Source organism: Flavobacterium movens, from assembly GCF_039581425.1.
GTDB classification, from domain to species: domain Bacteria; phylum Bacteroidota; class Bacteroidia; order Flavobacteriales; family Flavobacteriaceae; genus Flavobacterium; species Flavobacterium luteolum.
Window position 1 is genome coordinate 572,780 of the sequence record NZ_JBCPXY010000001.1, and the last position, 11,936, is coordinate 584,715.

7 protein-coding genes are annotated in these 11,936 nt (G+C 32.8%); all 7 read left to right on the top strand.

From position 1 onward, the window contains the following. Nucleotide 1: 1 nt before the first annotated feature. The 7 genes from AAYQ05_RS02510 (at nt 2) to AAYQ05_RS02540 (ending at nt 11,863) form a co-directional block, all read left to right on the top strand. Entirely contained in the window at nt 2-808 is an 807-nt protein-coding gene (locus AAYQ05_RS02510; protein WP_008465476.1) for a glycogen/starch synthase, read from the top strand. A 21-nt stretch (nt 809-829) separates the two neighbouring features. Then, nucleotides 830-2,482: a BamH family beta-barrel-assembly machinery protein gene (bamH, locus tag AAYQ05_RS02515; RefSeq protein WP_343540921.1), complete on the top strand. Its 1,653-nt coding sequence runs from the start codon at nt 830-832 to the stop codon at nt 2,480-2,482. Nucleotides 2,483-2,491: 9 nt separating this feature from the next. Beyond that, complete coding sequence (gene glmS / locus AAYQ05_RS02520; protein ID WP_343540922.1) at nt 2,492-4,342, top strand: glutamine--fructose-6-phosphate transaminase (isomerizing); 1,851 nt, start codon at nt 2,492-2,494, stop codon at nt 4,340-4,342. Between the two features lie 144 nt (nt 4,343-4,486). Further along, entirely contained in the window at nt 4,487-4,933 is a 447-nt protein-coding gene (locus tag AAYQ05_RS02525) for a T9SS type A sorting domain-containing protein (protein WP_343540924.1), read from the top strand. A 6-nt stretch (nt 4,934-4,939) separates the two neighbouring features. Further along, nucleotides 4,940-11,374, top strand: a complete 6,435-nt coding sequence (locus tag AAYQ05_RS02530) for an RHS repeat-associated core domain-containing protein (RefSeq protein WP_343540925.1) — start codon at nt 4,940-4,942, stop codon at nt 11,372-11,374. A gap of 11 nt (nt 11,375-11,385) precedes the next feature. Further along, on the top strand, nt 11,386-11,685 hold the full coding sequence (locus AAYQ05_RS02535) for a hypothetical protein (protein ID WP_343540926.1): 300 nt from the start codon (nt 11,386-11,388) through the stop codon (nt 11,683-11,685). A 37-nt stretch (nt 11,686-11,722) separates the two neighbouring features. Next, complete coding sequence (locus AAYQ05_RS02540; RefSeq protein WP_343540927.1) at nt 11,723-11,863, top strand: hypothetical protein; 141 nt, start codon at nt 11,723-11,725, stop codon at nt 11,861-11,863. The last annotated feature ends 73 nt before the right edge of the window (nt 11,864-11,936 follow it).

Consider the following 11,936-nt stretch of genomic DNA (forward strand, 5'->3'; position numbering starts at 1 on the left):
TATGAAAGATAAGAGGATATTATACGTATCATCTGAAGTCGTGCCTTATTTGGCTGAAAATGAGGTTTCTTTAATGTCTTATGACGTACCGAAAATGATTAACGATCAAGGTGGTCAGATAAGAATTTTCATGCCAAGATATGGGAATATCAATGAGAGAAGACACCAATTGCATGAAGTGATTAGACTTTCAGGAATGAATTTGGTAGTGAATGACTTAGACATGCCGTTGATTATTAAAGTAGCTTCTATTCCGAAAGAAAGAATCCAGGTTTATTTTATCGATAACGATGAATACTTCAAACGTAAAGCAACTTTTACGGATGAAGAAGGTGCTTTGTATCCTGATAATGACGAAAGGGCCATTTTCTTTGCAAAAGGTGTTGTTGAGACTGTAAAAAAATTAAACTGGGTTCCAGATATTATACATGTTCATGGTTGGCTTGCAGCAATGCTTCCAATTTATATGAAGCATTACTATAAACATGAAGCGCTGTTTTCTGAAACTAAAATTATTACATCTGTTTACGGACAGTCGTTTGATGAAAATTTAGATTTAGAGATGATCAATAAAGTTAAATTTGACGGTGTTCCTCATGAAGCTGTGTCAGATTTAGAAACTCCAAATTATGAGAATGTTTTAAAAGCCAGTATTTTACATTCTGATGGGGTGATTATTGCGTCGGAAAATGTTTCTCCAAGTTTAACAAAATTTATAGAATCTTCAGGAAAACCTTTTTTACCTTTCGCCGGGAAAGATGGATTTGCTGATGCTTATACAAATTTCTACAGAACATTTGGACTTTAAATTTTAATTTTATTATTAGACATGTATAAAACTTCTTTTTTTAAGAAATCTCTTTTGGCTGTAATGGCTATTTTTCTATATTCTTGTGACAAAGATTTTAATGCTATTGGTGAAGGTTTGATTGGAGATGACCACTTTGGACTTGAATCTGAAAAATATGATGTTTTAGCTTTTAATCAAGAAGTTACGCCTATTCAGTCAAATAATATGGTGACAAATGCTTTAGGTATTTTTGATAATCCGCTTTTTGGAACTACAACAGCAAATTTTGTAACTCAGATCGGGCTTGCGTCATATTCTCCAACAATTGGTGAATCGCCAGTTATTGATAGTGTTAAAATAGAGATTCCTTACTTTAGCCATGTTCTCAGTACCGATAAAGAAGGGAATAACACTTATGAGTTAGATTCTATTTACGGTGATAAAAATGGGAAATTTAAATTAAGTATATATGAGTCTGGAATTCAGATGAGATATAGCTATTTTAATAGCGGTAATCAGTTGCCTCAATTTTATTATACAGATCAAAACACTGAATTTTTTAATAAAAAAATTGGGACAAGGTTAAATGATAAAGAGAATACTTTGCAAAATGATGAGTTCTTTTTTGATGCTAAAGAAATTGTAATCAAAACCACTGATCCTACTACTAAGGCGGTTACAACGGATAGGAAAAAACCTCAAATGACATTGGATCTTAATAAGCAGTTTTTTCAAGATAAGATATTGAATGCCACTGCTTCAAAACTTTCGGCAGAGGATCTTTTTCAAGAATATTTTAGAGGTTTGTATTTTAATGTAGAAAAGTCTGGAGCTAATCCAAGCAATATGGCTTTGATAAATTTTAATGAAGGTAAAATTACCGTTTATTACAAGGCTAAAACAGAATCTACAACAGATGGTGATGCTACGGAGAATAAAACAATTGTTTTGAATTTGAAGGGTGCTAGCACAACAACATCAAATACTGCCAGTTTTCTTGAAGATGTTCGAAATCCAGATTATACAAGCGCTATTACAACAAACGTTAATAAAACGGATGGAGACGAAAAACTTTATTTAAAAGGAGGTCAGGGTTCAGTAGCGGTTTTAAGACTTTTTAATCCGACTGATGTGTTGAGTTATAATTCTAAAGGGGAGCCAGTAACCGGAGCAAATGGCGTTCCGGATCAGTTAGATGAAATAAGAAGCAATGCTGTAGTTAAGAATTGGAAGGTTAATGAAGCTAATCTGGTATTTACTATTGATGCTGATAAAATGGCAGGAACAGAAGAGCCAAATAGAATATTTTTATACGATTTGACAAATAATACCATTTTATTAGATTATTCGACAGATGCTTCTTCGACTTATGGAGGGTTGATTACTGTAGGGTCTGATAAAAGAGGGAAGAGTTATAAAATTAGAATCACAGGCCATATCCGTAATCTGATTAAGGATGCAACGGCTAAAAATGTTGATTTAGGACTGGTTGTTTCTCAGAGTGCTACTACACTTACGTTTAATGCGTTAAAGAACAAGATTCAGATTAAAGATAATCCAATTGAATATTTTTCTGCAGCGCCGAGAACTTCAGTTATGAATCCTTTGGGTACAATCTTATATGGCGGAAAAACTTCTGTTCCAGAAGATAAAAGATTGAAACTCGAAGTATACTACACGAAACCAAATTAATAAATATATATGTGTGGAATTGTTGGATATATCGGTCATCGAGATGCCTATCCTATTGTAATAAAAGGATTAAAGCGTCTTGAGTACAGAGGATATGATAGTGCCGGCGTTATGTTGTATGACGAAGAGGCGGGCATTAAAGTTTGCAAAACAAAAGGTAAAGTTTCTGATCTTGAAGCTAAAGCCAATGAAGGTTTTACAACAAACGGAAATATTGGAATTGGACACACACGCTGGGCAACTCATGGGGTTCCTAATGATGTGAATTCGCATCCTCATCTTTCTAATTCTGGAGATTTAGCGATCATTCATAACGGAATTATAGAGAATTATGCGCCTTTGAAAGAGGAGCTTATCAAAAGAGGCTATACTTTTAAATCGGATACAGATACTGAGGTTTTAGTTAATTTAATCGAAGAAGTTCAAAAGAACGAAAATCTTAAATTAGGTAAAGCTGTTCAAGTTGCATTAAACCAAGTTGTTGGTGCGTATGCAATTGCTGTTTTTGATAAAAAAAATCCAAACGAACTTGTTGCGGCTAGATTAGGAAGTCCGTTGGCAATTGGAGTTGGAGAAGGAGAGTATTTTGTTGCTTCTGATGCTTCTCCATTTATTGAATATACTTCTAATGCAGTTTATTTAGAAGATGGCGAAATGGCAAATATCAGATTGCATAAGCCTATTAAAATTAGAAAAATCCAAGATGACTCTTTAGTGGATCCTTATATTCAAGAACTTCAAATGAATTTGGAGCAGATTGAAAAAGGAGGGTATGATCACTTCATGCTTAAAGAAATCTACGAGCAGCCAAGTGTTATTAAAGATACTTATAGAGGAAGGCTTCATGCAAATGAAGGAATTGTTCAGATGGCTGGTGTTGAAGACAACTTGGAGAAATTCTTAAATGCAAAACGTATTCTGATCGTAGCTTGCGGAACTTCATGGCATGCAGGTTTAGTGGCAGAATATATCTTTGAAGAATTTACACGTATTCCTGTAGAGGTAGAATATGCTTCTGAATTTAGATATAGAAATCCAATTATCAATAAAGATGACGTAGTAATTGCTATTTCACAATCTGGTGAAACGGCAGATACTATGGCGGCTATTAAATTGGCTAAAGAAAACGGGGCATTTGTATTTGGAGTTTGTAACGTAGTGGGGTCTTCTATTTCTAGAGAAAGTCATGCGGGTGCTTATACACATGCCGGACCTGAAATTGGAGTAGCTTCTACAAAAGCATTTACTACTCAAATTACAGTTTTAACGATGATTGCTTTACGTTTAGGAAAAGCAAAAGGAACATTGTCAAATACAGATTTCCATACTTATCTTCAAGAGTTAGAAATTATTCCTGAGAAGGTTGCTGAAGCATTAGAGACTAATGATAAAGCAAAAGAAATTGCGGCTGCATTTAAAGATTCGCCAAACTGTCTTTATTTAGGTAGAGGATACAATTTTCCAGTTGCTTTAGAAGGGGCATTGAAATTAAAAGAGATTTCGTATATCCATGCAGAAGGTTATCCTGCTGCCGAAATGAAGCACGGTCCAATCGCTTTAATTGATGAGTTTATGCCAGTTATTGTGATTGCTCCAAAACAAGGACATTATGATAAAATTGTAAGTAACATTCAGGAAATTAAATCTAGAAGCGGTAAAATTATTGCTGTAGTTACAAAAGGAGATATTCAGGTTCGCGAATTGGCAGATTATGTAATCGAAATTCCAGAAACTTCAGATGCATTATCGCCATTAGTTACCACAATTCCGTTGCAGTTGCTTTCTTACTACATAGCTGTAATGAGAGGTTGTAATGTTGATCAGCCTCGTAACTTAGCGAAGTCGGTTACTGTAGAATAAAAATTGTATTAAATACAAAATAGCTTAGAAAAGCGAGACTTAAGTCTCGCTTTTTTTGTGCCCAAAAGTTAAAATTAAGATAAAATTTGTAAGAATATAATTATTTTATATGTTTGTAAGAAATATTTTAAATTTTTATATGCCGTGCAAAAAATTCTACTCCTTATTTTTCTTAATTGCTCCTTTTTTTCAATAGCTCAAACTAAACTCAACTTCAGTTACGATCAAGCAGGAAATCAAATTACGAGAACATTATGTATCAATTGTTCGGCTAAATCTGTAAAAGATATTGTAGAACCAGAAGCTTTAACTGAAAATGATTTACAAAAATTCTCTCCCGAAGATTTTATTTCCTATTACCCAAACCCTGTAAGAGAAGAACTGTATTTACAGTGGGAATTGGCACATGATAATTATGTTGCTTCTGTACATGTTTATTCGATGGCAGGACAAGTATTGCGAGTTTTTCAGCCCAATTCCAATACTAATAATTTAAGCATTCCTTTTCAGCAATACCCTACTGGGGTTTATCTGGTCTTGCTTTCTTATAGAGATGGAGGAGAAAAATCTATTAAAATCATTAAAAAGTAGTTCATAATGAAGAAGTTTTATATCAGCTTATTGTTTTTATTTGTTGGGTTATTTGGTTTTGGACAAACTGATTCGGAGAATGTTATTAATGAAACCACGGTAATTAAAAGAGTAAGTAGCTCAGAAGAAAGTACTAATGCAATTACTACTAAAGCAACATCATCTAATTTGCTTACTGCTTCGAATTCCCTAACAGGTAGTTCTGCTGAAACTGGTATTTTGGAAGGTGAATTATTTATTTCGTTAAATGGTAATGCAAATTATACAGTTCCTATAAAAGTTCCACAAGGAATTAATGGTATTGAGCCTTCTGTAAGTATTACTTATAACAGTCAAAATGGACTTAATGGAAATATAGCTAGAGGCTGGGATATGTCGGGAATTTCATCTATAACACGAATTCCATCAACTAAATTTCATGATGGAGTTATTGATCCTGTCGATTTTAATGCATTAGACAGATTCGCGCTTGATGGGCAAAGGTTAATAGTGAAAAATGGAACAAATGGAGTTTATGGAGCTGATAGGACGATTTATGAGACCGAATATTTTTCAAACTTAAAAATAACGTCCTATGGAGTTTCTCCTTATGGTTCAAATTATGGTCCAGCCTATTTTTTAGTTGAGTATCCAGATGGATCAAAAGCTTATTATGGCAATTCGACAGATTCTAGATCAATTATGGAATGGTCTATTTTATATTTTGAAAATGCTCAAGGAGTTCGTGTTAATTATAGTTACATATTGCTAAATAATACTTTATATATTGATTCAATCAAGTTTGGAGCCCTTGGAAATAATTCTCAGCCTAATGAAGTAAAATTTGTTTATGAGGATAGAGGAGTCCCTGATAATATTTATGTTGGAGGAAAAAATATAATAAGAAGTAAAAGACTTAAAGCAATCAAAGTCTTTACAAATGGAATAGGTTTTAGAAATTATAGCTTAGATTATTTAAACGTTGATCGGATTAATAAAATTACAGAAACTAGTGGTGATGCTACAAAAAGTTATAATCCGACCCTTTTTGATTATAATATGGTTTCTGAGGAAATTAAATATTTAGATATAAACGCTAAAGTTGATATTGGAAATTTAAAATCTTTAAATGTTGCAGCAGTCTCTGGAGATTTTGATGCTGATGGCAAAATGGATTGTTTGGTTTATCCAACTTTGGGAGCAGAAGCTAAAACAAAGTATTGGTTATACGCAGGAATTGAATCAGGATTTAACATGGGCTTAGAACATAAGGTTGGTGCTTTTGAAGATATTTTTCCTGCTACATTTTTAAGTGAAGAAAATAAAGTTTTACCTCAAGGTTGGGTTGTTGCTAAAAAAAATGGTACTGATTATACTTTTTCAGTATATAGTATGGTTCAATATTTAGGAATCCCTAATGTCAAAAAGCAATACGATAGGACTGTTAGTTTTCCAAAATCAGGTAATTATACTTATTGTGATTCTAATTGTTATACATTAAATGGAATAGGTGCAGTTTTTCCGAAAAGAATACTTTCTGGAGATTTTAATGGAGATGGTTTAACAGATATTCTCGTTATTGATATGCCTCACATTTCAAAAGAAGAATGTGATTATGAAAGACCCTGCCATGATGGAGATTATACATCGACAAAGACTTACTTTATTGATTTAAAGAGAGATAATGCTGCAGATTTCATGAAACTTGCAGGCAATATAGTTGTGTCAAGTAAAACTAAAATAGAAATTGGTGATTTTAATGGAGATGGAAAGTCTGATATATATATATTTAACAATGGATATTTGTCTGTTTATTCACTAGATGCAAACAATAAACTTATTGTGTTGTATTCTTCGATGAATAATCCTTTTTCTACTGATTATCCAATATTAATTGGAGATTTTAACGGAGATGGAAAATCGGATATTTTATTTCCAAGAATTTATAATAAGGGGCAATGGTGGAAATATACTTCAACAGGAAGCACTTTTATAAAGGAAGAAAAAGCATATTCAGTAGATTTTAGTTCTAACAACTCGTCTTATACTTATAATTACATCGCGACAGACTACAATAATGATGGCAGAACAGACTTAGTAAAAGTATTGAATTTTACTGAAAATGCACAAGGATATGTTACTATACAGTGTTTTGGAAATACAAATGGTGATTTTGTAAATAAGCCAAACGTAAATAGTACTGGGCCAAAAGCAGATATTAATATCTATGCACTGCCTGTATATTTGCCTCAATCGTTAAATGTGTCAAACCAAATAAGGAATAAAGTTAATTCAACACTTGAAATCGCTTTTTTCAATCAAAATAGAATACATTTTTTTAATTCTGGATATGATTATAAAAAACAAAATTTAATAACCAATATAACAGATGGTAATGGAGTTCAAGAATCACTTAGTTATGTTCCATTAAATACACAGTTTGCAAATACGTATCAAAATACGCCAATTTATAAGCCTAGTAAAGAAATTGCCGTTTACCCCAATTTGGATATTCTTATTGATCCTAACCTTTACGTGGTTTCAAAACTGGAACAACAGAGTAAGGATAATTATAAAAAGAAATTATTTACTTATTATGGCGCTGTATCAAATGTAGAAGGACTTGGATTTATGGGGTTTCGTTCAGTAACACAAACAGATTGGTATAATGATAATAACCCAATGTTCTCAAATATTGTGAAAAACGATATGGATTTAAGAGGAGCAAATGTTGAGAATTATTATGCTCAGGGATTTAGAGAGCCATTGATAGAGAAAATTGGCGCTAAAACATCTAATATAATTATAAAAGGCCAAAGTGAAGATTACAATGTAACCACGTCTGATAATTTAGTTGCTACAGAAAGTATTATATTAAAGCCAAAAACAGTGATAAAAGCAGGAAGTACATTTTCTGCAAAAATAAATCCAGTAGCCAATGATTCTCCAAATACGCCTACAGATTATATAACAAAATCAGTCTTGGCTTATGAAAAAAGTCTTTTGAGCAATAAGGTTTTTAAATTGACTAATACAAGTACAAAACAATTTAATACTCTTACTAATACCAATAGTGAAGAAAATACAGAATATGATGCATACAATAATCCAGTAAAATCTACTGCTATTATAAAGGAAGGCGCTTCAACAGTGCAGACAACTGTCTCAAATGTTGCCTACTACAATAATACAGCATCATCGCCTTACATAATTGGACGACCATCAAATAAATCTGAAAGTGTCTCAATTACAGGAAGTACAATGAGCTCAGAAGAAATATATGATTATAATGCCAGCGGACTTCTTAGCCAAGTTAAAAGAAAAGGAACCAATACCAATTATATTACAGAGAATAACAATTATGACAGTTTCGGAAATATTGTAAATAAAAAAATAACAGTTGTTGGCGTGACACCTAGAGAAACAACTTATAGTTATGATGTTTCAGGCAGATTTTTGACAAAAATTATGGACTCAGAAAAGCTTTCAACACAATTTGAATACAATCCTAATGGAACCTTAAAATCTGAAACCAACCCGTTTAATCTTACTACGTCTTATACTTACGATTCATGGTTTAAAAGATTGACAGCAAAAGATGATAAATTAAATAAAACAATAAGCTATAAGTATACTAGAAATGCAGAAAATACAATTATCTCTGTTACTGCAGACGCATTGGACGGAAGCGCAGTAGAAGAAACATTTGATGATTTGGGTAGAAAAATTAAAACATCTCAAAAAGACTTAAATGGCAATTTTTCGTCTGTATCTTTTATGTATGATATTTTCGATAGAAATTATAAAACAAGCGAGCCTTATTTTGGATCGAATGCGTCTCAATGGAACGAAACTAAATTTGATATTTACAGCAGACCAGAACAAAGCAAGTCATTTACTTCAAGAACAATTACAGCTTTGTACAATGGATTGACATCAACACTTATTGACGGAAATAAAACAAAAAGCTTTACCAAAAATGCTATTGGAAATCTAATCTCGACTACAGAAACAACTGGCGGAACAATTAAATATGATTATTATGCAAACGGAAATCTAAAACAGACCGATTATAACGGAGTAAAAATAAACATTGAACAAGACGGCTGGGGACGCAAAACAAAAGTAACAGATCCATCAGCGGGTGTATATACGTATAAAAACAATGATTTTGGAGAGCTGGAAGTAGAAACCAGTAAAAACGGAGAAGTCGTGACCACGATAACTCGTGACGAAAATGGCAAGCCAATCAAAAAAACAGTTACGGGTTCTGGAACAGATACCGAAACAGTTTACGAATATAATTCGTCGACCAAACTGCTTTTTAAAACTACTTTTACAGATAAAAAACAGCCAACAGGAACCAATAAGATTATCACAACCTATACTTACGACGATGTTTTTAAAAGGCTTCTAAAAATAGAAGAGGACAAAACAGGAGTTACAAAGTTTACAACTGCATTTTCTTATGACGAGTTAGGAAGAATAAGCACCGAAACCAAAGAAGCACAATTAGGTTCTAAAAGAAGTATAGTAGTCATAAAGAGAGAATATAAAAATGGAGTATTGTATCAGATTGTTGACAATAATACCAAAAAACTGCTTTGGCAAACCAATACATTAAGCGCAAAAGGACAAATTAAAGAAAGTGTTTTAGGAAATGGCATAATAAATACCAACGAGTATGATACGAATGGTTATATAGAAAAAATTAAATACGATAAGGCAAACAATCAAGGTAATGTCTTGACATTGGATACAAAATTCGATTTTAAAACAGATAATTTAGAGAATCGTACCAATAGTATATTTAATAATTATACCGAGAAGTTTAAGTATGATGAATTGGACCGACTTGTGGAATTTACCAATACATTAGGAACTCAGGAAACACAAAATTATGAGTCTTCTGGTAAAATAAAAAACAACTCTTTAGGAACTTATGAATACGGAACTTCAACAAAACCGTATCAAAATACGTCTATTGCTCTTACGCCAGAAGCGTATGCTTATTATGCCAATAGAGAAGGCAGTTTTAAAGATGGCGCACAAAGTACAGAGAGGAAATTAGATGTTACCTACAACGCTTTTAAAAGCCCGCTCCAAATTACAGAAAGCACTATAGATAAAATAAGTTTTACTTATAATGAGAATAACCAGCGCAGTACCATGTACTACGGAAGCATGGAAGAGGAAGAGCTAAGACCTCTACGTAAACATTATGCCGCAGATGGCACCATGGAAATCGAAGAGAATATAAAAACAGGTACTGCCGAATTTATTACTTACATAGGAGGCGATGGCTATACTGCACCAGTAGCGCTAAAAAGTAATGGGGTTACTACTGCAGATTATTTATATTTACATCGCGATTATCAGGGGACTATTTTGGCTGTTACAGATGCCAATGCCAATGTGGTAGAAAAACGTTTGTTTGATGCTTGGGGGGCTATTATTAAAGTGGAAAATGGAGCAGGAACTGCGCTTGCGGGATTAACAGTTTTAGACCGCGGTTATACAGGTCATGAACATCTGCAAAGTGTAGGATTAATTAATATGAATGCCCGTTTGTACGACCCAATGTTGCACAGATTCTTACAAACAGACAATTATATACAAGATATAACCAATACTCAAAATTACAACCAGTATGGGTATGTGTATAATAACCCATTGTTATATATTGATCCAAGCGGTAATGCATCTCAAGGTGGAGACTGTAAAGGCTGTGGAATAGGTATTGGACCGGGAGACCAAACAGGAACTTCTTGGGATATTGAACAATTTGGAAAAGATTATGGAATAGACAGATGGCTTAACAAAAATTTCAATTTGAAGAATTGGGATAGATGGAGAAAAGACAAAATAAGTCTAAATAACATTTTTGGGCGTCATAAACAGCATGGCCCTCCGTCTAATAAAAGTAGGTATGCAAACATTCAAATGCCTACTCAACATAGTAGCTTAGGTTTTAATTGGACATATTTGTCTCAAGGTAAGCCAGGAGAAAGATTTATCTACACTATCGCTAACGGAATAAATACCACCGGACAATATTTTATGGGTAGGGGTGTAGGAGACTCAAGTATGCGTAATTTAGATGGTTCTGCTACTTCTACAGATCAGGCAGTAATGGGATTGGTTGATGTTTATAGTAGTATAATGGGTGCTGCTGAAGCGAAAAGTGCTTTGTCTGAAATCAGATTTGTTAAAAGTGGAAATGAACTTTTTAATTTTGGAAGAGCTGCCGGTATACATATGACAGAGCCGGCAAGAGTTGTTCCGGTTCAAATTTTAGAACAAGCTATTAAGAGTTCAAAGGGAGTAGTTGATCCAAGAGGGTCAAGAGCATTAATGCATACTGCAGAAATGTGGAGAAATGGTAAAGTATATAACCTTGAAGTTCTATACGATGAAGCAACAAATTCGATATGGCATTTTAAATATTATACAAAAAAATAATAAAACTAAATATGTACAAAAAAAATGACAAAAGGAGATTGTATTGGTTAATTAATAAATATTTATTGAATGAGATTGATGAGTCAACTTTTTGTAATGAATTTTATTACTCATATGATTTAGAAATTAATGTTAATGCCTTTACAAATAATGAAAAAATATTTTTTTCTGAACTCAATGAAGTTACAAGTAGATTTTCTCAATACGAGGAAGACCATATGATGGATTCAAAGGCCTTTTCTGATATAGATGAGTTAAAGAAAAAAATAATAGAAACTAAAATCAAATTAGAAGGAGAAGGTTTGTTTTAGCAAAAATTATATTTTTTAAATGAATAATTAAAATAATATGAATTTTAATGATTATGGCTGGCATGATTCAGTAATTAAAAAAATAGAAATAGATAGAGATGAGTTTAGGAAAATGGATTCTAATAAAAAGTTTAGGGAGTTAGTAAGACAATTAGAAAAAATAAAAATAGAAAAATGAAAATGTCTGCAATATACCGCCCGCTCCTGCACGAATCCTTTCGTGTGGCATAATGGAAATGAATCAAAGTTTA

Coding starts and splice junctions, on each gene's coding strand:
- AAYQ05_RS02535 (WP_343540926.1), top strand. CDS start 11,386: ATGTACAAAAAAAATGACAAAAGGAGATTGTATTGGTTAATTAATAAA.
- bamH (WP_343540921.1), top strand. CDS start 830: ATGTATAAAACTTCTTTTTTTAAGAAATCTCTTTTGGCTGTAATGGCT.
- AAYQ05_RS02510 (WP_008465476.1), top strand. CDS start 2: ATGAAAGATAAGAGGATATTATACGTATCATCTGAAGTCGTGCCTTAT.
- AAYQ05_RS02540 (WP_343540927.1), top strand. CDS start 11,723: ATGAATTTTAATGATTATGGCTGGCATGATTCAGTAATTAAAAAAATA.
- glmS (WP_343540922.1), top strand. CDS start 2,492: ATGTGTGGAATTGTTGGATATATCGGTCATCGAGATGCCTATCCTATT.
- AAYQ05_RS02530 (WP_343540925.1), top strand. CDS start 4,940: ATGAAGAAGTTTTATATCAGCTTATTGTTTTTATTTGTTGGGTTATTT.